22 protein-coding genes are annotated in these 22,462 nt (G+C 61.5%); 15 read left to right on the top strand and 7 right to left on the bottom strand.

Going from position 1 to position 22,462, the window contains the following annotated elements; translation table 11 throughout:
• The first annotated feature begins 127 nt into the window (after positions 1–127).
• Together ACO77H_RS10915 and ACO77H_RS10910 are read left to right on the top strand one after the other, a co-directional pair.
• Positions 128–379: a CsbD family protein gene (locus ACO77H_RS10915; protein WP_432755438.1), complete on the top strand. Its 252-nt coding sequence runs from the start codon at positions 128–130 to the stop codon at positions 377–379.
• A gap of 11 nt (positions 380–390) precedes the next feature.
• The gene (locus tag ACO77H_RS10910; RefSeq protein WP_029296553.1) at positions 391–639 is read left to right on the top strand and encodes a DUF1652 domain-containing protein; all 249 of its coding nucleotides are present in this window, start codon (positions 391–393) and stop codon (positions 637–639) included.
• 68 nt (positions 640–707) lie between these two features.
• On the opposite strand, the gene ACO77H_RS10905 is transcribed toward ACO77H_RS10910, so the two are convergent.
• Together ACO77H_RS10905 and ACO77H_RS10900 are read right to left on the bottom strand one after the other, a co-directional pair.
• Complete coding sequence (locus ACO77H_RS10905; protein WP_169956163.1) at positions 708–1,913, bottom strand: MFS transporter; 1,206 nt, start codon at positions 1,911–1,913, stop codon at positions 708–710.
• Positions 1,914–2,088: 175 nt separating this feature from the next.
• Positions 2,089–2,394, bottom strand: coding sequence for an RcnB family protein (locus ACO77H_RS10900; protein ID WP_070995670.1), 306 nt, complete (start codon positions 2,392–2,394; stop codon positions 2,089–2,091).
• Positions 2,395–2,600: 206 nt separating this feature from the next.
• Between ACO77H_RS10900 and ACO77H_RS10895 the strand changes: the two genes are divergently transcribed.
• The 4 genes from ACO77H_RS10895 (at position 2,601) to ACO77H_RS10880 (ending at position 7,760) form a co-directional block, all read left to right on the top strand.
• The gene (locus ACO77H_RS10895; protein WP_432755437.1) at positions 2,601–3,158 is read left to right on the top strand and encodes a helix-turn-helix domain-containing protein; all 558 of its coding nucleotides are present in this window, start codon (positions 2,601–2,603) and stop codon (positions 3,156–3,158) included.
• A 22-nt stretch (positions 3,159–3,180) separates the two neighbouring features.
• Positions 3,181–4,527 carry a glutamine synthetase family protein gene (locus ACO77H_RS10890; protein ID WP_169956165.1) on the top strand — a complete coding sequence of 449 codons (1,347 nt, stop codon included), beginning with the start codon at positions 3,181–3,183 and terminating at the stop codon, positions 4,525–4,527.
• 124 nt (positions 4,528–4,651) lie between these two features.
• On the top strand, positions 4,652–5,749 hold the full coding sequence (locus ACO77H_RS10885; RefSeq protein WP_432755436.1) for a DNA alkylation repair protein: 1,098 nt from the start codon (positions 4,652–4,654) through the stop codon (positions 5,747–5,749).
• 151 nt (positions 5,750–5,900) lie between these two features.
• Positions 5,901–7,760, top strand: coding sequence for a DUF3857 domain-containing transglutaminase family protein (locus ACO77H_RS10880; protein WP_170043169.1), 1,860 nt, complete (start codon positions 5,901–5,903; stop codon positions 7,758–7,760).
• A 146-nt stretch (positions 7,761–7,906) separates the two neighbouring features.
• Here the strand turns inward: ACO77H_RS10880 and ACO77H_RS10875 are convergent, their stop codons facing one another.
• Positions 7,907–8,794 carry a LysR family transcriptional regulator gene (locus ACO77H_RS10875; RefSeq protein WP_169956169.1) on the bottom strand — a complete coding sequence of 296 codons (888 nt, stop codon included), beginning with the start codon at positions 8,792–8,794 and terminating at the stop codon, positions 7,907–7,909.
• 130 nt (positions 8,795–8,924) lie between these two features.
• Here ACO77H_RS10875 and ACO77H_RS10870 point away from each other — a divergent pair, with 130 nt between their 5' ends.
• The 4 genes from ACO77H_RS10870 to ACO77H_RS10855 all read left to right on the top strand — a co-directional run bounded on the left by ACO77H_RS10870 (position 8,925) and on the right by ACO77H_RS10855 (position 15,035).
• Positions 8,925–10,571, top strand: a complete 1,647-nt coding sequence (locus ACO77H_RS10870) for a GMC family oxidoreductase (RefSeq protein ID WP_432755435.1) — start codon at positions 8,925–8,927, stop codon at positions 10,569–10,571.
• A 94-nt stretch (positions 10,572–10,665) separates the two neighbouring features.
• The gene (locus tag ACO77H_RS10865) at positions 10,666–12,291 is read left to right on the top strand and encodes an MFS transporter (protein ID WP_170043170.1); all 1,626 of its coding nucleotides are present in this window, start codon (positions 10,666–10,668) and stop codon (positions 12,289–12,291) included.
• A 229-nt stretch (positions 12,292–12,520) separates the two neighbouring features.
• The gene (locus ACO77H_RS10860; protein ID WP_169956174.1) at positions 12,521–14,470 is read left to right on the top strand and encodes a DNA topoisomerase III; all 1,950 of its coding nucleotides are present in this window, start codon (positions 12,521–12,523) and stop codon (positions 14,468–14,470) included.
• Between the two features lie 124 nt (positions 14,471–14,594).
• The gene (locus tag ACO77H_RS10855) at positions 14,595–15,035 is read left to right on the top strand and encodes a CBS domain-containing protein (RefSeq protein WP_169956176.1); all 441 of its coding nucleotides are present in this window, start codon (positions 14,595–14,597) and stop codon (positions 15,033–15,035) included.
• Between the two features lie 137 nt (positions 15,036–15,172).
• Here ACO77H_RS10855 and ACO77H_RS10850 read toward each other — a convergent pair whose 3' ends face one another.
• Entirely contained in the window at positions 15,173–15,334 is a 162-nt protein-coding gene (locus ACO77H_RS10850) for a hypothetical protein (protein ID WP_169956119.1), read from the bottom strand.
• A gap of 332 nt (positions 15,335–15,666) precedes the next feature.
• Here ACO77H_RS10850 and ACO77H_RS10845 point away from each other — a divergent pair, with 332 nt between their 5' ends.
• Entirely contained in the window at positions 15,667–15,996 is a 330-nt protein-coding gene (locus tag ACO77H_RS10845) for a hypothetical protein (protein WP_029296579.1), read from the top strand.
• A 120-nt stretch (positions 15,997–16,116) separates the two neighbouring features.
• Here ACO77H_RS10845 and ACO77H_RS10840 read toward each other — a convergent pair whose 3' ends face one another.
• Complete coding sequence (locus ACO77H_RS10840; protein ID WP_169956177.1) at positions 16,117–17,019, bottom strand: LysR family transcriptional regulator; 903 nt, start codon at positions 17,017–17,019, stop codon at positions 16,117–16,119.
• 132 nt (positions 17,020–17,151) lie between these two features.
• Here ACO77H_RS10840 and ACO77H_RS10835 point away from each other — a divergent pair, with 132 nt between their 5' ends.
• The 3 genes from ACO77H_RS10835 to ACO77H_RS10825 are packed head-to-tail and all read left to right on the top strand — an operon-like array spanning position 17,152 to position 19,737.
• The gene (locus tag ACO77H_RS10835; RefSeq protein ID WP_010211319.1) at positions 17,152–17,850 is read left to right on the top strand and encodes a CoA transferase subunit A; all 699 of its coding nucleotides are present in this window, start codon (positions 17,152–17,154) and stop codon (positions 17,848–17,850) included.
• Between the two features lie 34 nt (positions 17,851–17,884).
• Positions 17,885–18,544, top strand: coding sequence for a CoA transferase subunit B (locus ACO77H_RS10830; protein WP_027603173.1), 660 nt, complete (start codon positions 17,885–17,887; stop codon positions 18,542–18,544).
• Positions 18,545–18,555: 11 nt separating this feature from the next.
• Positions 18,556–19,737 (top strand): acetyl-CoA C-acetyltransferase, encoded by a 1,182-nt coding sequence (locus ACO77H_RS10825; protein ID WP_432755434.1) that lies wholly within the window; start codon positions 18,556–18,558, stop codon positions 19,735–19,737.
• Between the two features lie 189 nt (positions 19,738–19,926).
• Here ACO77H_RS10825 and ACO77H_RS10820 read toward each other — a convergent pair whose 3' ends face one another.
• Positions 19,927–20,337 carry a PaaI family thioesterase gene (locus ACO77H_RS10820; protein ID WP_432755433.1) on the bottom strand — a complete coding sequence of 137 codons (411 nt, stop codon included), beginning with the start codon at positions 20,335–20,337 and terminating at the stop codon, positions 19,927–19,929.
• 168 nt (positions 20,338–20,505) lie between these two features.
• On the opposite strand from ACO77H_RS10820, the gene ACO77H_RS10815 reads away from it, so the two are divergent.
• Entirely contained in the window at positions 20,506–21,285 is a 780-nt protein-coding gene (locus ACO77H_RS10815) for a DUF4349 domain-containing protein (protein WP_432755432.1), read from the top strand.
• Between the two features lie 2 nt (positions 21,286–21,287).
• Here ACO77H_RS10815 and ACO77H_RS10810 read toward each other — a convergent pair whose 3' ends face one another.
• Entirely contained in the window at positions 21,288–22,373 is a 1,086-nt protein-coding gene (locus ACO77H_RS10810; RefSeq protein ID WP_432755431.1) for a DUF1615 domain-containing protein, read from the bottom strand.
• Positions 22,374–22,462: the final 89 nt, after the last annotated feature.

Here is a 22,462-nt window from a genome sequence, read left to right as displayed (position 1 = left end):
GCAAATGCACTAGCCCTACCAGTGCAAATTCGCCTTATTGCGAGGGGATGGGCTGCTTAACCTTGAAGGGTAGCCACAGGGTTTGACGCTCTGTGCCATGGCGATTGTTGCCCTTGAAGGAGACATCATGAAAAGTGAACAAATCAAAGGCCGCGTGGAAAAGGCCGTCGGCAAGGCCCAGGACTTTCTTGGCGACATGACCGATGACGAACAACTCCAGGCCCAGGGCGTAGCGCGCCAGGCGGCCGGCCAACTGCAACAGACCTATGGCGATGTGCTGGACAATGTCGGTGACTTTGCCCAACGCAAGCCGCTGGCCACCGTGGCAATCGTCGCGGGCTTGGGTCTGGTCCTGGGCCTGTTGCTGCGTCGTCGTTAATGGGGGCCGGCATGTTTACCTTGTCCCAACTGCGTAATTGCATCGAAGAAGCCTTGTTGCCACTGACTTGCGAGTTCACCCTGTGCCGCGATTCGTCACTGACGTTGAAGGTGTTTGATGCCGAGAGTGGGCGCGTGGACCTGGTGGTCACCGGGATCAGCGTGAACAAGCTCAAGACCCCGCAGGACGTCGCGACGATGGTCGAAGAATTGCGCTACGAATTGCACAGCAACACCGTGGGCGGTGCCATCTCCATCTGACCCCACCCCCTTGTAGGCACTATCCCCTGTGGGAGCGGGCTTGCCCGCTCCCACAGGGACGCAGACGTTTACCCAGGTGGTGGTATGTCAGGGCGCGGCTTCAACGACGCCCCGATAAAGTAGAACAGCCCTCCGGCCACGATAAACCCCGCCAGCATGTAGAACATGTAGTGCGCCGGCAGGCTGGCCAGCACCAACCCGCACAACACCGGCCCCAGCGCGGCGCCGAGGTTCGAGAGGTTTTGCGCGCCGTAGTACATGCCCCGCAGGTGGTCCGGGGCGATGCGGTCGATAAACATGTACTCGGCGGGGAATACGATGATTTCCCCCACGGTAAAGATCGCCATCGACACCACCCACCACCACACGCTGGTGGACAGCGCAAAGCCGATCACCCCCACCATGAACATCGCCAGCCCCAGGAGCAGCCAGCGGCTCAGGTGACGGTGGCTGATCTGCCGGCCAATCATGTATTGCAGGGCGATCACCAGCAGTGCGTTGGTGGTCAGGATGGCGCTGATCACGGTGTAGGTGTATTCGGCGTCCGAGGTGGTCACCAGGTACTGCGACAGGTAGGCCGTGAACTGCCCGAACACTACGGCGCTGAGCAGGCCACCGAGGGTGAAGCACACCAGGCGATGATCGCGCAGCAACACCCGGCCCACCGCGATGAAGGGCACCGGCTTTTGCGCGGCGTCGACCGTGGCCAGGCTGCGGTCGCCCCAACGCCAGTACAGCAGGAAGAAACCCAGCCCCAGCAGCACCGACAAGACAAATGGCAGGCTCATATCGACCTTGGCCACCATCGCCCCTAAAAACGGCCCTACCGCGTAGCCGATATTGGTCAGGGTGTACTTGATGGAAAACACTTCGCTGCGCGCGTCGACGGGCAACAGGCTGGCAAAACCGGCCTTGACCGCGACGTCGATCACCGCATACGCCAGGTTGATCAGGATCAGGCAGCTATAGAACAGCCACAGCTCGCGTGCCAGCAGCGTGCCGACAAACCCGAGGACGAACAACAGGCTCAGGCCCAGCAACAGCCGGTAGCTGTTGACCCGGTCCACAAGGAACCCGCCATACACACTCAGCAGGGATCCGACGATCAGCGAACTGCCGATCACCAGGCCCACCTGGCTGATGCCCAGGGCAAAGTGGCTGGACAGGTAGATCACCATGTAGGGAAAGGTGATCGCCTTGGCCAGGGTCAGCACCAGCGTGGCCGACAGCAGCAGGTTCACACTGCGGGGGTAGTTTTTTATTGTGTTCAGCATCCTGCTCTCGTTTCCTGAAAAGGAGTCGTTGCACACGCCATGACGGGCGCGAAGCGCAGCTACCTTAACTCAGGATGAGCGGCAAAAAAGACTGTTTTTATGCATTCGTGCATGCAATTTTTAAATGCGCAGCGCAAAGGGGGAAGAAGGGCGCGGGCCCCTTCCCCCAACCCGGTTACTTGGCAGGGGTGATATCGAGAATGGTGCCATTGGTGATTTTCACCAGCACATAACGGTCATTGACCCGCGCCCACTGGCTGTCGTCATGGGGCGCTTTGAGCCCGCGCTTTTTCCAGTCTGCAAGGGCCGATTCCTTGCGCACCAGGATATCCGGCGCACGGTCTCCCACTTTCAAGTCTCGGGTATTGATGTTTGAAGGCTCCACGGTTTTCTGCGGATTGTCCTCGGCCTGCACGGTAAGGCTGGTGGCGGACAGGCTGGCGGCAACCAGCAGGCTGGCAATCAGGGACGTTGCTTTCATGGGCATTCCTTCAATAAATGATGTGTACCCAGGTTCCGACAGCAGGGCTGGGCAATCATTCACCGGCAATCCAGGCACCGATTGCCTGCCGGAAAATCCCGCGGTGGATGGCAAGCCGGCTCCTACACTGGACCGCCTATTGCGCTGGTGAAATTAATCCTGTAATTTTTCATGAAATTTTTAGATAAGAATTTCACGAAATCCCCATGGACAAACAAGAAGAACTGGACGCCCTGGCGATCCTGATTCACGACCTGCGCAAATACAAAAAGCTCACCCTGGCCCAACTGGCACAGAAGATCGAGCGTTCCGTGGGGTTCCTGTCCCAGGTCGAGCGGGGGTTATCGCGCCCCACCGTGGCGGACCTGACTGCCATCAGCCATGCCCTCGATGTGCCCACTACTTATTTCTACAGCCTGTCCAAGCCCAAGGCGGTGGACTGGGTCACGCGCCCCAACGAGCGGCGCACGGTGTATTACGCCAATGGCATCACCGACATCCTCGTCTCGCCGAGCATGCAAGGGGCGTTTTCGATCCTCGACAGCCTGCTCGAACCCGGCGCCAACAGTGGCGAACAGACCATGAGCGACCGCGCCGAACAGGCCGGTTACGTACTTGAAGGCCACCTGACGCTGTGGGTCGAGGGCGAAGCCGAGGCGGTCACCCTCGGCCCCGGCGACAGCTTTCACCTGGCCAGTTTCGCCCACTGCCGCTATGGCAACCTGACCGACCTGCCGGCCCGCGTGCTGTGGGTCTATAACTGAGGCACACCAAGGAGCGTCACCCGTGAAAAGCCATTCCTCCACGTTACTGGCCGAAGTGCGGACCTTTCGCCAGAACCATCCGGATGTACGTTATGTCGACCTGATTTGCCTGGACATCCCAGGGCGGTTCTACGGCAAGCGCTACCCGGTTGAAATGTTGGAAAAAGTCGCCGCCGGCAGCCCCCTGAAGCTGCCACAGAACGCGGTACTGCTGGGCGCCCAGGGCGGTTTGTTCAAGATCGGCGACTATTGCTTCCACGACGGCGATCCCGACGCCAACCGCCGCCTGGTGCCCGGCACGCTCAAGCCGGTGAGCTGGGAAGCGCAGCCCCTGGGGCAGATGCTGATCACCTCCGACGGCACCGAGGCACCCATTGAGTTCGAGCCCCGCGAAGTCCTGGCCAAAGTCCTGGAGCGCCTGCACGGCAAGGGCATTCACCCGGTGGTGGCGTTCGAGCTGGAGTTCTACCTGTTCGACCGGAAACTGGCCGACGGCCTGCCGCAATTTGCCCGCGACCCGTTGAGCGACGACCCCGATGACCAACCGACCCTGCACATCGAGCGGCTGTCGCGTTTCGCCCCGGTACTCGATGACATGGTGCAGACCGCCCAGGCCCAAGGGATCGACATTACGGTGATCACCGCCGAGTTGGGCCCCGGCCAGTTTGAAATCAACTTCGGCCACCTCGACGACGGCCTCCGCGCCGCGGACTGGGCCGCGCTGTTCTGCCGCAGCACCCGTGGCGTGGCGCTCAAGCATGGCTATCGCGCCAGTTTCATGGCCAAGCCCTACCTGCAACATCCCGGCAGTGGCATGCATGTGCATGTCAGCCTGTACGACGCCGCCGGCAACAACCTGCTGGCGGCGCACCAGCAGCAACCCTTGCGCCATGCGATAGCGGGTTGCCTGGCACTGCTGCCGCACTGCATGCCGATTTTCTCGCCCAACCACAACGCCTTCCGCCGCCTGGGCGGTACGGTCAATGCCGCCACCAAAGCCTGCTGGGGTTATGAAGACCGCGATGCCTGCGTGCGCATTCCCGAGTCCGACCCGCGCAACCTGCGGATCGAACATCGGCTGGCCAGTGCCGACGCCAATCCATACCTGGTGCTGGCGGCAATCCTGGTCGGGCTTGAACATGGCCTGGAGGCGGCGCGCGAACCTATCGCACCGCTGAACGAAGACCGCGACAGCGGCCACGACTTCCCCCTGGAAATGCTCGAGGCCGTGCGCGCCATGCAACAGCAACCTGCGCTGCGCGAGGGCTTGGGCGCGGAGTTTGTCGACGTCTACTGCGAAAACAAACGCCAGGATCACCTGGCTTTCCAGCAGGAGATCAATGCGCGGGAATATCGCTGGTATCTGTAAATACCGAGCACCCTGCCCCACCTTGTGGGAACAGCTTGCCTGCTCCCACATTTTGAGCTTCGCGGCCTTGAGCAAGGTGTTACCTTGAAAAAGCCCGACGAACGCCCTCTCCAGCGGACTCCCCATGACCGAGCAAAGCACCCCTGCCCTCAAGGAAATCTTCAACCTCGAACGCCTGCAGCACATCGCCGATGAGATGAGCGCGGTGTACCCGTCATTCGATGCCAAGGGGTTTCTCAAGCACGCCACACGCGACCTGGACGGGTTGTCGGTGATGCAGCGCATGGCCCGCGTCAGTGAAAGCCTGCACGCGGTGATCCCCCTGGACTATGCGCACACCCTCAAGCACCTGTATGCCCTGGCCCCGCGCCTGAACAGCGGTTTTGTCAGCCTGTTCCTCGGGCACTATGTGGCCAGCTATGGCCTGGATAACTTCCAGCGCTCGATGGCGGCACTCAAGTACTTCACCACCTTTGGCTCTGCCGAATTTGCCGTGCGGGCTTTTCTGCTCAAGGACTTCGAGCGCACTCTGGCGGTGATGCAGCAGTGGTCGCTGGATGACAATGAACACGTACGCCGCCTCGCCAGCGAGGGCTCGCGGCCGAGGTTGCCGTGGTCGTTTCGCCTGGCCCAGGTGCAGGCCGACCCGCGCCTGTGCGCATCGATCCTGGAGAACCTCAAGGCCGACAGCAGCCTGTATGTGCGCAAATCCGTGGCCAACCACCTCAACGACATCACCAAGGATCATCCCGACTGGGTGCTGCAGGTGATCGAGAGCTGGTCCCTGGACAACCCCCACACCGCCTGGATCGCCCGCCACGCCCTGCGCAGCCTGATCAAGCAAGGCAACACCCGCGCGCTGACGATCATCGGCGCAGGCGCGCGGGCCGAGGTGAAGATCCACCAGTTCAAGATCGAGCCGGCGGTGATTCGCCTGGGTGAGCGGATCAATCTGTCGTTCACCCTCGAATCCCTGGCCAGTGCCCCACAAAAACTGGTGGTGGACTACGCCATCGACTACGTAAAAAGCGCCGGCCATAGCGCCGCCAAAGTGTTCAAGCTCAAGGCGTTTACCCTCGGCGCGGGTGAGCGGCATACCGTGCTGCGTGGCCAACACATCCGCGACATGACTACGCGCAAGCACTACCCCGGCCAGCACACCGTGCATGTACTGGTGAACGGCGAACGCTTGGGCAGCACCGGCTTTGAGCTGATCGACTGACCCTTCCTACTCACCCGAAGGCTCTATCTCGGGCCTTTCGGCGATATTTATTGTCCTACAATGCTAGCCTTTGGTGTTGCGATCCATTATCATCTGCTGCCTTCTCGGTACCCGCCAGGGTATCTGTGTCAACGTTCCACCTGAGGCGCCCATGCACCGTTTCTCGTTTTACCGCCCTTTGATCTGCGCCAGTCTGGGGCTTGTTTCGCACACCGCCCATGCCGCGTTGCAACCCATGGCCGAAGCTGCACTTGCCAACGAATCCGAGCTGCACTGCCACTTCAACCGTGACGCCAGCACCGATTGCACCACCACCTATCACTACACCATTCTCCAGCCCAGTGGCCGGGAGATATTGTCGCGAATCGACTTCAACTACGCCGAAGGCGATGGTTTTGAAGTGCTGCACGCCGAGTCCACTCAGCCCGGCGGCAAGCCCCAGGCGCTGGACGAGGCGCAGATCGATACGCGCACCGCGCCCAACCCCGACCAGGGGTTTTCCCGCCTCAAGCAAACGTCCCTGGCCTTCCCCAACCTGCGGGTCGGCACACAGATCCGCTACACCGTGCGCGAACATCACCCGGCCAAGCCGCTGATGACCGAATTCCACTACGCCCTGCAGTTTGGCCCCAGCAACGCCCGCCGCGATCGGCTCAAGGCGCGCTTCACCGCCGAACGGCCCATCGAGTGGCGCGCCGAGTCGATGGATGGCTTCACCATCACCCCTTCGGTCAATCGCAAGACCCTGGACATCGAGCAAAAAGCGCCGAGCTATCTCAACTACATCAACGAATCGGGCCACGCCTATATGCGGGTGATCCCCCGGATCGAAGTGGGCAGCAGCCTCGATGTACAAAAGCACTTTGGCGGCTTTGCCCAGCGCTACAACCAGATCCTCGCGGCCAACCTGCCGGCCGCAAGTGCCGCTGCCGTGGCGGCGGTGAAGGGCCTGGCCCCGGCCCAACAAGTGGCCGGGCTGATGCAGCACATCAACGATCACTACCGCTACCTGGGTGACTGGCGCGCCACGGATCGCGGCTATGTGCCGTTTAACCTGGCAGAGATCGAACAGCACGGTTACGGCGACTGCAAGGACCTGGCGATTCTCCTGACCGCCATGCTCAAGGCCAGCGGGATCAAGGCCGAGACCGCCTGGGTCAGCCGTGGGGATGTGGTGGATTCACTGCTGGTGCCGGGCACTGGCGCGCCCAACCATGCGATCGTGCGCGCCGAAGTGGCCGGCCAGGTGTGGTGGCTGGACCCGACCAACCCGGTGTTCGCCCCGGGCCAGACCATGCCCGACATCCAGGATCGCTGGGTGCTGGTCAACGATGCACAGGGCCAGGTACGCGAGGAACACATCCCCCTGGCGCGCCCTGACACCAGCATCCGCCTGGACAAGCAGGTGCATTACGACAAGCAGGGCAACGGCACGACCCGCGCCAGCGTCACCTTCAGCCGCCTGACGCTGATGCAATTGAGCATGGCTGACCGCGAACAGGGCGCCACCGCCACCGACCAGAATATCTGCGACAACTTTGGCCGCGAGATCAGCGATTGCCAGGTCACCCGCCAACCCACCGGGTTTGTGCAGCCCGATAGCTACACGGTCAAGGCCAGCATGACCGACCTGCGCGCCCTGGAAAAACTCGACGAAGGCTACGTCTACACCGACCAGTCGCTCAAGGAGAAGTGGGACGGCCTGCTCAACTACCGCCGCAACGGGCAACGGGGCGACCTGTACCTGGGCAATCCGGACACCGTCGACTACACCTTTACCTTGACCGGCGGGAAGATGGACAAGCCGGTTCAGGGCTGCAAGATCAGCTCGCCCTGGTATGACCTGGAACTCGATGGCGAACCGCTCAAGGATGGGTTGCGCTACCACTACCGACTGACCCAGAAAGTGCGCTGGTTGAGCCATGATGAAATCGTCAGTGCGCCGTTTGAAAAGATGATCAACGATGCCCGTGCGTGTGGTGAACAGGTGCACCAGACGGTGAAACTCTAAGCCTGTGTGGGAGCTGTCTCGCCCTGCGAGGCTGCGATGACGGCGGTACTGCCAGCATTGATGTTGACTGACCTGCCGCCATCGCAGCCTCCCAGGGGCCCGACAGCTCCCACATTTGATCTCTGTAAAGCCCCCCTTGCCCTTCGCTACTCGCCCAACAGCAGCCCCTGCTCCTTGGCGCACAACTCCACCACGTAATCCCACAACACCCGCAACCGTACCGACTTGTGCAGTTCGCGCCGGGAGCTGATCCAGTAGCTGCGCTGGATGCCCTCCTCCGGCAACAGCGGCACCAGGTCCGGGTCGCCGGCGGCCATAAAGCATGGCAACACCGCAATCCCCAGCCCTGAGCGCGCCGCCTGGTGCTGGGCGATCACGCTGGTGCTGTGGAATACCACCCTGGGGTTGCGGCAAAAGCTGCTGAGGAATTTCAATTCCTGGCTGAACAACAGGTCGTCGACATAATCGATCCAGGCATGGGCGGCCAGGTCTTCGCGTTTCTCGATGGCTGGCGTGCGCGCCAGGTAGCTGCGGCTGGCGTAGAGGGCCAGGCGGTAGTCGGTGAGTTTGCGCGTGACCAGTTGATCGACGCTGGGCCGCTCCAGGTGGATGCTGATCTCGGCCTCACGGTTGAGGATGCTGACAAAGCGCGGCACCGCCACCAGTTCCACTTCCAGCCCCGGATAACGCTCGAACAGGCCACCCATGCGGCTGGCGAGAAACATCACGCCCAAGCCTTCGGCCACCCCCAGGCGAATCTTGCCCAGGGGCGCGGCGGAATGGGTCAGTTCTTCTTCGGCCAGCAGCGCCACGTTCTCCATGGCTTCGGCATGCTTGAGCAGCGCTTCGCCCGACGGCGTCAGTTCATAACCCTGGGCGTGCTGCACAAACAGCGCGGTGCCGAGGCTTTTCTCGATGGCCTCGATGTGCCGGGCCACGGTCGCATGCGTGGTTTTCAGGCGCTGGGCGGCGGTGAGCAAGCGCCCGCTGCGCTGCAACTCCAGGAAGTACCGCAGGTCATTCCAGTCGAACATGCCACCTCCCCTCTCGGCCATGAGCACAGCGCTGTTTAAAAACGCACAGCAGCTGGGTAAAAACTAACATTTTTAAGACGAAAACTAACAACTAGGATGGAGCCAATAAGAAAAACAAGCGAGACCCCAGATGACTATTGCACCTGCGCAATACGATTACGTGGTGGTAGGCGCCGGCCCTGCGGGCTGCCTGCTGGCCAACCGACTGTCCGCCAACCCTGCCCATCGCGTGTTGCTGCTTGAAGCGGGCGGGCGCGACAACTACCCCTGGATCCATATCCCCGTCGGCTACCTGTTCTGCATCGGCAACCCGCGCACCGACTGGTGCTTCAAGACCGAAGCCCAGCCTGGCCTGCAAGGCCGTGCGTTGAGCTATCCGCGGGGCAAGGTGTTGGGCGGTTGCTCGTCGATCAACGGCATGATCTACATGCGCGGCCAGGCCAATGACTACGACGGTTGGGCCGCCGAAGGCAATCCCGGCTGGGCTTGGGACGATGTATTGCCGCTGTTCAAACAAAGCGAAAACCATTTTGCCGGTACCTCGCCGCTGCATGGCGACAGCGGCGAATGGCGCGTGGAACAACAGCGCCTGCACTGGCCGATCCTCGACGCCTTCCGCGAAGCCGCCAAGCAGAGCGGCATCGCCAGCATCGACGACTTCAACCAGGGCGATAACGAGGGGTGTGGCTACTTCCAGGTCAACCAGAAAGGCGGCGTGCGCTGGAATGCGGCCAAGGCGTTTCTCAAGCCCATCCGCCAGCGCGCCAACCTCACGGTGCTCACTGGCGTGGAAGTCGACCGCGTACTCCTGGAAAACGGCCGCGCCAGTGCGGTGGTGGGCCGCCAGCAAGGGCAAGCGGTGACGTGGCAAGCGCGCAAGGAAATCATCCTTTGCGCCGGTGCCGTGGGTTCGTCCGGCATCCTGCAGCGCTCCGGGATCGGCCCTTCGAGCATCCTCAAGCCCTTGGGCATCGAGGTACGGCACGAACTGCCAGGGGTCGGCGGCAACCTGCAAGATCACCTGCAACTGCGGCTGATCTACAAGCTGGAAAACGCCCGCACCCTGAACCAGATCGCCGGCTCCGTGTGGGGCAAGATGGGCATGGGCCTGCAATACCTGTATGACCGCAGCGGCCCGCTGTCCATGGCCCCCAGCCAACTCGGCGCCTTCGCCCGCTCGGGGCCGGAACAGACTTCGGCCAACCTCGAATACCACGTGCAGCCGCTGTCGCTGGAGCGCTTTGGCGAACCGCTGCACGCGTTCCCGGCGTTTACCGCGTCGGTCTGCGACTTGCGCCCACAAAGTCGCGGACGCATTGATATCCGCTCGGCCGATCCGGCGGCGCCGCCCCTGATCCAGCCCAACTACCTGAGCCATCCCGAAGACTTGCGCGTGGCCGCCGCAGCTATCCGCCTGACCCGGCGCATTGTCGGCGCCCAGGCTCTGCGCCCCTTCAACCCGGTGGAATACCTGCCCGGTGAGGCGTTGCAGAGCGACGAACAATTGCAGGAAGCCGCCGCGCGGATCGGCACCACGATTTTTCACCCGGTCGGCACCTGCCGCATGGGCCAGGATAAGGACGCGGTGGTCGATGCCCAATTGCGCGTGCACGGCGTGCCGGGCCTGCGCATCGCCGATGCCTCGATCATGCCGCGTATCACCTCCGGCAACACCTGCTCACCCACGTTGATGATCGCGGAAAAAGCCGCGCAACTGATCCTGTCCCCGCCAACAAGGAACCTCACCCCCGAAAGAGAACAGACAACACCGGCATGACCTGTAGAAGCCGGCAAGCCTACAGGGCAAGAGCGGCGCTGAAGTTGGCGCCGACAGTGGAACAACAATAAATAATCACTGTGAGGGCTACCCCATGTCAGAACGTGCTCAACCCCTGGACGCCACTCCTGGCGCCACTGTCTCCAGCAAGGAGTCGCAAAAGGTCATCTTCGCCTCGTCCCTGGGGACGGTGTTCGAGTGGTATGACTTTTTCCTCTATGGCGCCCTCGCGGCGGTGATCAGTAAGCAATTCTTTGCCGGGGTCAACGACACCACGGCCTTTATCTTCGCCTTGATGGCCTTTGCCGCCGGTTTTGTGGTGCGGCCGTTCGGCGCGCTGGTATTCGGCCGCCTGGGGGACATGATCGGGCGCAAGTACACCTTCCTCGCCACCATCATCCTGATGGGCGTGGCGACTTTCTGCGTAGGCCTGTTGCCCACCTACGCCAGCATCGGCATCGCTGCGCCGATCATCCTCGTGGTGCTGCGCATGCTCCAGGGCCTGGCCCTGGGCGGTGAATACGGTGGCGCCGCGACCTATGTCGCCGAGCACGCCCCGGCCGGCAAACGCGGCTTCCACACCAGTTGGATTCAATCCACCGCGACCCTCGGCCTGCTGCTGTCGTTGCTGGTGGTGCTGGCCTGCCGTTACTTCACAGGCGATCAATTTGAAGTCTGGGGCTGGCGCCTGCCGTTCCTGCTGTCCATCGTGCTGCTGGGGATTTCCACCTGGATCCGCATGAGCCTGCACGAATCGCCCGCGTTCCTGAAAATGAAAGAGGAAGGCAAGGCCAGCAAGGCGCCGATCCGCGAGTCGTTCGGCAACTGGGAAAACCTCAAGGTGGTGTTGATTGCACTGTTCAGCATCAACGCCGGCCAGGCCGTGACCTTCTACGCCGCGCAGTTCTACGTGCTGTTCTTCCTGACCCAGTTCCTGAAGATGGACCCGGCCCTGGCCAATATGCTGCTGATCATCAGCGTGGTGATTGGCGCGCCGTTCTTTATTTTCTTCGGCTGGCTCTCGGACAAATGGGGGCGCAAGCCAGTACTGATGGTCGGCCTGCTGCTGGCCACCGCCCTGTACTTCCCGATCTTCAAGGGCCTGGCCCACTACACCAACCCGGCGATGGACCAGGCTAGCCGCCAGGCCCCGATCACCGTGCTGGCGGACCCGGCCACCTGCACCTTCCAGTTCGACCCGGTAGGCAAGGCGCGCTTTGACAGCCCATGCGACAAGGTCAAGACCTTCCTGGTCAAACAGGGCCTGCCCTACAGCAGCGAAGCCGCACCTGCCGGCAGCGCGGTGCAAGTGAGCATCGGCGATGTGCGCATCGACGGCTACGACGAAGACGCCCTGCGCGGCGCCGTGACCCTGGCTGGCTACCCGAAATCGGCGGACGTGGCCCAGGTCAACAAAACCATGGTGGTGGTGCTGATCGTCGCCCTGATCCTGATCGCCGCGATGTGCTACGGCCCGCTGGCCGCGCTGATGGTGGAACTGTTCCCGACGCGCATCCGCTACACGTCCATGTCGCTGCCCTATCACATCGGTAACGGCTGGTTTGGCGGGTTCCTGCCAACCGTGTCGTTTGCCCTGGTGGTGTACACCGGCGATATTTTCTACGGGCTGTGGTACCCGGTGGTGATTACCGGGGTGAGCCTGATCGTCGGGCTGCTGTGCCTGAAGGAAACCAAGAATGTGGATCTGGATAAAAACTAATATCCCGCAAAGCCTGTAGATCCCTTGTGGGAGCGGGCTTGCTCGCGATGGCGGTAGGTCAGTCAATGAATGCAGTGACTGGCACACCGTCATCGCGGGCAAGCCCGCTCCCACATTGGTTTGCCGGCGCCCACACAAATTGCTGTATATCCATACAGATAAAGGTTGCTCAATTCCCTTCTTTTGCCCATCCTGCTCTCCATTCAACTATGTAACGAATGGGCTGAGCATGCGGCTGTTCCTCTGTGAAAAACCCTCCCAGGCCAAGGATATCGCGGCCGTGCTCGGCGCCCGGCGCCGGGGCGACGGTTGCTGGCTGGGAACCGACGTCACCGTCACCTGGTGCATCGGCCACCTGCTGGAAACCGCCCCGCCCGATGCCTACGACGCCAAGTACAAGCGCTGGGTGCTGGCCGACCTGCCCATCGTCCCGGAAAAATGGAAGATGACGGTCAAGCCCAAGACCGCCAACCAGTACAAGGCGGTCAAGCGCCTGCTCGGGGAAGCCCGGGAATTGGTGATTGCCACCGATGCCGACCGCGAGGGCGAGATGATCGCCCGGGAGCTGGTGGAGCATTGCCGCTATCGCGGGCCGATCCAGCGCCTGTGGCTGTCGGCTCTGGATGATGCCTCGATCCGCAAGGCCCTGGCCTCGTTGAAGCCTGGCGCAGACACCTTCAGCCTCTACCATTCGGCCCTGGGCCGCTCCCGTGCCGACTGGCTGATCGGCATGAACATGAGTCGCCTGTTTACCCTGCTCGGCCGCCAGTCCGGCTATCAGGGCGTATTGCCAGTGGGCCGGGTGCAAACCCCGACCCTGCGCCTGGTGGTGGACCGCGACCGCAGCATTGCCGACTTCGTCCCGGTGGCTTACTGGGCAATCGACGTCGAACTGCTGGACCAGCAGATGCGCTTTATCGCGCAATGGCGCGCCGCCGACGATCTCTGTGACGATCAGGGCCGCTGCCTCAATCCGGAGCGGGCACAGCAGGCGGCAACGGCGATGAGCAACGCAGCCAGCGCGCGCCTGGTGAAGCTGCGCACCGAACGCATGCGCGAAGTGGCACCGCTGCCCTTTGACCTGGGCACGCTGCAGGAGATCTGCTCGAAGAAGCTCGGTCTCGGCGCCCAGGAAACCCTGGATATCGCCCAGTCCCTCTACGAAACCCACAAGGTCATCACCTACCCACGCAGCGACTGCGGCTACCTGCCCGTGAGCCAGCATGGCGACGCGGCGACTATTCTCGCGGCACTGGGCCGCGCCGACCCGGCGGTAAATGCGCTGATGCCACACCTCGATGCGCAACGCCGCTCCCGCGCCTGGAACGACGCCAAGGTCAGCGCCCACCACGGCATCATCCCCACTGGGGCCGGCAAGGACCTCGCGCAACTGACCGGCAAGCACCGCGCCGTCTACACCTTGGTCCGCGCCCGTTACCTGGCGCAGTTTCTGCCCAACCACGAATACGACCGCACCCAGGCGGATTTCGACTGTGCCGGTGAAGCCCTGCGCGCGGTAGGCAAAGTGGTGGTGGAGCCGGGCTGGAAGCGCGCCTTGCCCGAAGCCCTGGCGCCCAGCAAGGGCCGCGAGGCGCCGGCGCCACAGCCTTTGCCAGCGTTGGTGCAGGGCCAGGATTATGCAGTGGCGAAGGTCAACCTCAAGGACCTGTGGACCCAACCGCCCAAGCCTTTCACCGAAGGCGACCTGATCAAGGCGATGAAGAACGTCGCCAAACTGGTGGAGGACCCGTTGCTCAAGCAAAAGCTCAAGGACACCACCGGCATCGGCACCGAGGCGACGCGGGCCGGAATCATCCAGGGCCTGCTGGACCGTGGTTACCTGGTGAAAAACGGCAAGGCACTGTCTGCCACACCGGCGGCCTTCAGCCTTATCGACGCGGTGCCCAGGGCGATTGCCGACCCCGGCACCACGGCGATTTGGGAGCAGGCCCTGGACATGGTGCAAAGCGGTGAGATGAGCCTGGAAGAGTTTGTCGCCAAGCAGGCGGCCTGGATGAGCAAGCAAGTGGCCCGCTGCAATGGTATGCAAATGACCATCAGCGGCCCGGCCAGCCCGGCAGGCCGTGGCGCCACCCCCTGGAAAAACAAACGCAAGCCGGCCAAACGCAAGGCCGGCGCCAGCCCGAAACGGGTGGCAAAACCGGCAAACAAGGGCTGAAATACCGAAAAAAGTCGAGTAATGACGCTTTTCAAGCGGATATACGCCGCTTTAGGTCTTGCTCTGGCGCCGGCGGTCTAGGATTCTGTAGGAACTGCCTAATAACAAAACCGGGGTGGCCACCATGAAGACCGTCGCACAGTTGCTCAAGTCCAAGGACCAGAAGAATCAGGAAGTCCATACCATCCAGTGGAACCACACCGTGTTTGAGGCGCTGGTGGTGATGGCAGCGAAGAACGTCGGCGCTTTGCCGGTGGTCAAGGACGACAAGGTCGTTGGCATCATCAGTGAGCGCGACTACGCGCGTAAACTGATTCTCCATGGACTGTCCTCGACGAGCACACAGGTCCACCAGGTGATGAGTTCACCGGCAATCACCGTGGACACCCACAAAAGCGTCGAAGACTGCATGGGTATCATGACTGACGGCCACCTGCGCCACCTGCCCGTGGTGGAAGGCGGAGAACTGCTGGGCCTGCTGTCCATTGGCGACCTGGTCAAGGAAGCCATCGCTGAACAGGCTGCCCTTATCCAGCAATTGGAACAGTACATCCGCGGCGAATAGCATTTACCAAAACACCTCGAAGCCAATGTGAACACAGGCTTATGTGGGAGCGGGCTTGCTCGCGATAGCGGTGGATCAGTCAAAAAAATTACTGACTAATCCACCGCTATCGCGAGCAAGCCCGCTCCCACATTAGATCACTGGAAGGGTCCAGCATCGCCATGCTTACCCCGACTCCCCGGCACAAAAAATGACGCCCAAGTCACCTTTTCCCAGACCGCCCTCTCTTCTGCAAAAAATATGTAGTGATCAAAAATAATCACTACATAACCGTTGACGTAACCATTTTGACCTTGCATGATTCAAGCGTCTCCCGGATCGGGAGCGTTGGTAACACGCGTTTTGAACAAGCTCGTCTGACCGCCGAGCTGTTTTTCCGGATGTGCACTGCCCACAAGGCAGATTGATGAAGCTGACCGGCCCGAAAGGATCGGTACAAGAAGCTCAAATGCTGCTTGTCTTCGTTATGAAACCATTGCGTAGCAGTTCATCAGAAACACTACATGCATCAGGTTCAAGACCCTGCCCGTATTTGGCAGACCGTTTCTGACGCCCGGTTTTCGCAACCGGAGACAACTAACGTGAATTAACGAATCAACTGAAGATCGCCAACTGGTCAAGGGGCTTACACATGAATCTGAACAACCAACCAACTATCGATGAATTGGCTGAGATGTTCGCAGCGCAGAAAGACACACTCGACGACCATATCCTGTGGATTGGTAAATCGGGCGAAGTGCAAATTGACTGCCTGGCGCCCCATACCGAAGAAGCCGAGTTCGACCGCAATAACCGTGAACTGGCGGCGCGCCTGAAGATGTACCGCCGCGGCCAGGGTTATGTCGGTAAAAAGGCCGCTGCCGATCGCAACTTTATTGAGCAGGTCTTCGATACACTTAACAATGCCTGGGAGTCGTTCAAGGACAACTCGCAAGTTAAAGTGATTGACCGCTACTACTAAGAATAACTAGACCTTTGTGGGAGCTGGTTTGCTTGGGATAACCGTTTAACGATCAACAGAGTTGTTGAATGTTAGATAGCTATCGCTGGCAAGCCAGCTCCCACATTTGTTTGTGTTGACTTAAATCCCCGGGAATCGCCCCTTCTGCGCTTCGCCCCTGAAGATATCAAACAGTGCCTGCGCCGCCGCCGACAGCTCATGTCCTGGCTTGGTCAGCACCCCAATCGGCCGCTCGATCACGGGATCACACAAGGTGATGCAACGGGCACCTGCCTCTTCCATCTGCTGCGCGCACAATGCTGGCACGGCGCTGACGCCCAGGCCGCTGGCGACCATCTTGCCCACCGTCGCCAATTGATGGCTTTCCAATGCCACCGGCAGCTTCATCTGCAAGGCACCCAGGTGCTCTTCCAACATCACCCTTACCGTCGAAGGCCGCTGCAAGGTAATGAAGGGTTGTGCCAGCAGGGTTTTCCAATCGATCTCGGTCATGTGTGCCAGCGTTGAGTCACCGGGCACTACCGCGACAAAGCGGTCCAGGTACAGCGGGGTAAAGGCCAACGACGATCCCGATGAAGGTTCAAATGCCACACCCAACTCGACCTGGCGATCGCGGACCATTTCCAGGACCTGTTCGTTGATCAGGTCGTGCACCGTGACATTGACCTGGGGAAACCGCGCGCGAAAGATCTTCAGGATCGGCGGCAGCAGGTTGCCGGCAAACGACGGCATAGCCGCCACCGTCACTCGCCCGCGCTGCAGGGTGAAGCGCTGGCGTAGTTCATCCTCGGCATTGTCCCAGTCGGCAATCAAGCGCCGGGCCAGGGGCAGCAGGGATTCGCCTTCCGGGGTCAGCGCGACGTTGCGCGTATTACGGCTGAACAGCCGCCCGCCCAGGCCTTCCTCCAGGCCTTTGATAGTCAGGCTCAAGGCCGACTGGGACAAATGCAGGCGCTCACAGGCGGCGGCAAAACTCAAGGTCTGGGCCACGGCAAGGAAGGCCCGCATCTGTTTAACTGTCATAACGCTGCTCCAATGGCCGGATAATTGTGCTGTTTTTTAAATCAATCAACCTTAAAAAACAACTTAACAAATCAATCCCCCGGCGCAACACTCGGTTCACTGGCTGGACCACAAACAATAAAAGAGGTGCATATGGCAGGTTTCGATAAACGCGTGGCGTCCTATGAAGAAGCGCTGGCAGGCCTGGAAGACGGCATGACCGTACTCTCCGGTGGTTTTGGCTTGTGCGGCATCCCAGAAAACCTCATCGCCGAAATCAAGCGCAAAGGCACCCGCGACCTCACGGTAGTTTCCAACAACTGCGGCGTCGACGGCTTCGGCCTGGGTGTATTGCTCGAAGAAAAACAGATCAGCAAGGTCATCGCCTCCTACGTCGGTGAAAACGCCCTGTTCGAGAAGCAACTGCTCAGCGGTGAAATCGAAGTGGTGCTCACGCCCCAGGGCACCCTCGCGGAAAAAATGCGCGCAGGCGGCGCCGGCATTCCAGCGTTCTTTACCGCCACAGGTGTTGGCACGCCCGTCGCCGAAGGCAAGGAAACCCGTGAATTCAACGGGCGCCCATACCTGATGGAAGAATCCATCACCGGCGACTTCGCCATCGTCAAAGGTTGGAAAGCCGACCATTTCGGCAACGTGATCTACCGCCACACCGCCCAGAACTTCAACCCGCTGGCCGCCACCGCCGGCAAGATCACGGTGGTCGAAGTCGAGGAAATCGTCGAACCGGGCGAGCTGGACCCGGCGCAGATCCACACCCCTGGCATCTACGTCGACCGGATTATCTGCGGCACCTTCGAGAAGCGCATCGAACAGCGCACTGTCCGCAAATAATCTGCCTCCAGCCCGAACAATAAGGACTCATAAAATGGCTCTTACCCGCGAACAAATGGCTCAACGCGTCGCCCGCGAAATGCAGGACGGCTTCTACGTCAACCTCGGCATCGGCATCCCGACCCTGGTGGCCAACTACATTCCCGAAGGCATGGAAGTGATGCTGCAATCGGAAAACGGCCTGCTGGGCATGGGACCGTTTCCTACCGAAGACACCATCGATGCCGACATGATCAACGCCGGCAAGCAGACCGTCACCGCACGTATCGGCGCGTCGATCTTCTCCTCGGCCGAATCCTTCGCGATGATTCGCGGCGGCCACGTTGACCTCACGGTGCTCGGCGCCTTTGAAGTGGACGTGCACGGCAACATCGCCTCGTGGATGATCCCCGGCAAGCTGGTCAAGGGCATGGGCGGCGCCATGGACCTGGTGGCCGGTGCAGAAAACATCATCGTGATCATGACTCACGCCTCCAAGGACGGTGAGTCCAAGTTGCTCAGCCAGTGCAGCCTGCCGCTGACCGGTGCCAACTGTATCAAGCGCGTGCTGACGGACTTGGCCTACCTGGAAATCGAAAATGGCGCTTTCGTCCTCAAGGAACGCGCACCTGGCGTCAGCGTGGAAGAGATTGTGAGCAAGACCGCCGGTAAACTGATCGTCCCGGACCACGTTCCAGAAATGCACTTCCAGTGAGGACAGATTCCATGCAAGACGTCGTGATTGTTGCTGCCACCCGCACCGCCGTGGGCAGCTTTCAAGGGGCCCTGGCCGGCATCTCGGCACCGGAACTGGGCGCCGCCGTGATCCGCCGCCTGCTGGAGCAGACCGGCCTGGACCCTGCACAAGTGGACGAAGTGATCCTCGGCCAAGTGCTGACCGCAGGCTCCGGCCAGAACCCGGCGCGCCAGGCGTCGATCCTCGCCGGGCTGCCCCACGCGGTGCCGAGCCTGACCTTGAACAAGGTCTGCGGCTCGGGCCTCAAGGCCTTGCACCTGGGCGCTCAGGCCATCCGTTGCGGTGATGCCGAAGTGATCATCGCCGGCGGCATGGAAAACATGAGCCTGGCCCCTTACGTGCTGCCCGCGGCCCGCACCGGCCTGCGCATGGGGCACGCGAAGATGGTCGACAGCATGATCACCGACGGCCTGTGGGATGCGTTCAACGACTATCATATGGGCATCACCGCCGAGAACCTGGTGGACAAGTACGGCATCAGCCGTGAAGCTCAGGATGCCTTCGCCGCCGCCTCCCAGCAAAAAGCGGCCGCGGCGATTGAAGCCGGGCGCTTTGCCGATGAAATCACGCCGATCCTGATTCCCCAGCGCAAGGGCGACCCGATTGCCTTTAGCGTGGACGAACAACCCCGCGCCGGTACCACCGCCGAGTCCCTGGGCAAGCTCAAGCCCGCCTTCAAGAAAGACGGCAGCGTCACCGCCGGTAACGCGTCGAGCCTCAATGACGGCGCCGCCGCCGTGCTGCTGATGAGTGCCGACAAAGCCAAGGCCCTCGGCCTGCCAGTGCTGGCGCGTATCGCCAGCTACGCCAACGCGGGCGTCGACCCGGCGATCATGGGCATTGGCCCGGTGTCTGCAACCCGTCGCTGCCTGGACAAGGCCGGCTGGCAGTTGGCCGACCTGGACCTGATCGAAGCCAACGAAGCCTTCGCCGCGCAAGCGCTGGCAGTGGGCAAGGAACTGGAGTGGGACGCGGCCAAGGTCAACGTCAACGGCGGCGCGATTGCCATCGGCCATCCGATTGGCGCATCAGGCTGTCGGGTGCTGGTGACCCTGCTGCATGAAATGATCAAGCGCGATGCCAAGAAAGGCCTCGCGACCTTGTGCATCGGCGGCGGCCAGGGCGTGGCATTGGCCCTTGAGCGCGACTGATTCAACGAGCAACACGAAAAAGGCCTGGCTCCACGAAAAGCCGGGCCTTTTTTTTTGCCTATTTTGATTGGCGAACACCGTCCAATGTAGGAGCTGGCTTGCCTGCGATAGCGGTGTAACAGTCAATGCTACCGGTGACTGCCCCACCGCTATCGCAGGCAAGCCAGCTCCTACATTAGATCTCTATCGTCAATTGGATTGCGGCACGGCAAACACCGCATTGGCCCGCACCACCACCTTCTCCCCCACCTGCAAGCTGACCGTGGCAAACGCCATCTGCCGCCCGCGCTTGTGATGCTCCAGCTGCACCTCGATCCACTCGCCGACCTGCACCGCCCCCAGATAATCAAGGGTCATGCTGGCGGTAATCAACGGCACCGGTGGGTCGCTGGAAAACGCCATGGCGTAGCCCATGCCGACATCCGCCAGGGTTGCCAATACACCACCGTGCACCGTGCCGCGCCCATTGGCATGGCGGTTGTCGGCGCGCAGGCCCAGTTGCAGCCGTAGGCCCTCACCACGGCAATACACCGGGCCCAGTAGATCCAGGAGCGGGCTGCTGCGGGATAAGGGAGCAAAACCTTCAGGGACGTTCGTCATGGTGGATCTTCCTTGTGACCGAGCATGAGGTTTAACCTGCATCGCTCGATGCGGCCAGCATGATCAACCGGGGAAATCTGGGCCGATAAGCGTGCGCCTGCTTTGCGTTCGCCGGGCAAACCGGCTTTAATCGCCGCGCATTTATCCCGCACAGTTGAAGGAACCGTAATGCGCCACCTGGAAGGCAGATCTACTGCGTTGATGTTATTGGCCGCCCTGCTGCTCGGCGGCTGTTCGCCCAAGGAATATTCCGAAGGCACGCCGATCAATGGTGAACAGGGCCGGGCCGGCGCGCTGCTGGCCTATGAACACGAGTTGAGTCTGGCGATGCCGCTGGCGCTACTCGCGCCGCGCATGCAGGCCACCCGCCAAGCCTGCGAGTCGGCACAGTTCGGCGCCTGCAATATCCTGCGTATCGAAGAAAACAGCGACGGCGGCATGATCGTGTTGCGCATCGCCCCCAGCGGGGTCGAACCCTTGGTGAAGATGGCGGCCGAGGGCGGGCAACTGGGCCAGCGCATCACCAGCGCCGAAGACCTGGCCGACGCAGTGGCCGATGTGCGCCGCCGCCAGCAACGTTTGCAGGCCCAGCAAAAGCGCCTGGATGAACTGGCCGCACGCAAGGACATCACCGTGGGCGACCTGATCACCCTCACCAAGGAACAGGCTGCCATCGAAAACGAGCTGCAGGAGCTGGCGCAGATCGCCGCCGGCCAGCAGCGGCGCCTGGACACCAACCGCGTGACCCTGAACTTCAGTCCATCCGACGGCGAACATCAGCAATCACGTTTTGCCCGGATGTTCGGCAACCTGGGCGACAACCTGGTCGACGGCACCGCCGATGCCCTGGAACGCTCCAGCTACGTGCTACCGTTCGTGATCCTCGCGTTCCCGGTGTTGTGGCTGTGGGTCTGGCTGTGGCGCAAGCTGGTCAAGCGCCGCTCCTGACCTCAACGCTTCATGCAGCGCTGGTAACGCTCATCCACGCGCTTGGCGAACCAGGCCGTGGTGAGGTTGCGGGTAATCTTCGGGCTCTTGAGCACAATCCCCGGCAGGATCGCCCGTGGCAGCGGCTTGCCTTCGGCTTTTTCGGCCAGGGCAAATACCCGCTGGTACAGGGTGGTCTGTTCAAAGTCCAGGCGATCGCCCTGCTCCAACTGGCTGCGAATGCTCGGGTTGCGCATGTCCAGCTTCTTGCCCAGTGAGCGCACCGCCAACTCCGTGGTGCCGGGCATGATCGAGCCATAGCGGATCAAATCGCCATCCAGCACCAGGCGGGTACCGGAAGCGCGGCTGACTGCGGCCTGGAACGCGGCATTGCGGCTGGCGTACCAACCGGCGTTGAAGTCGGCAAAGCGGTACAGCGGCTGCTCGTAGCTCACCGGATAACCCAGCAAATGGGCAATGCCGAAGTACATGCCGCCGCGCCGGGTGAACACTTCGCGGCGAATGCTCCCATCTACGGTGTAGGGATAATTGCGCGCCTGCTGCTCGGCGAAGGTAATGCTCACCTGCATCGGGCCTGCGGTATGCACTGGGTTGAAACTGCCAAACAAGGTACGGCCCAACGGCACGGTGCCGATAAAGTCGTCAAAGATCCCACTCAGGTCCTTCTCGGTTCGCGCGGCGCTCAGGCGTTCGGCGTAGGACTTGCCCGTGGGCGAGCGCAGTTGCAACGCGGTGCGCACCAGCACCGCCGGCACGTGGACCTTGGCCGCGCGCTTGAGGATTTCATCCTGGGCGATCTTGCCCATGTTCGGCACCGGCGGGTCCACCTGATAGGTGGACTCTTGCTCGGTGACCGCCAGCACCGCACAGATATTCTCGGTGCTGGGGTAGATTTTCTGGCTGTCGAGTGCCGTGTAGATATCCTGGGCCCAACCGGCGCGATCCGGCACCTTGGCCGGCATCAGTCGCACGATCTGCGCCTTGACCTCGGCCTCGCTGCGCTCGGGGAGCTGCTGGCTGCGTTGGGTCGAACAACCGGCCAGCACCAGTAAGGCGGCCAGGCACAGAGTCAGCCGGGATGAAAACATGCGGGGGGTTTCCTGTGAGTCGCTGAAAGCACCCACTATCTCACAAACCCACACCCATCCCTGTAGGAGCGGGCTTGCCCGCGATGGCA

It is taken from the genome of Pseudomonas sp. WMBT8, from assembly GCF_050916005.1.
In the GTDB taxonomy this organism is placed as follows: Bacteria; Pseudomonadota; Gammaproteobacteria; order Pseudomonadales; family Pseudomonadaceae; genus Aquipseudomonas.
This window is presented reverse-complemented; position numbering and strand designations above follow the sequence as displayed.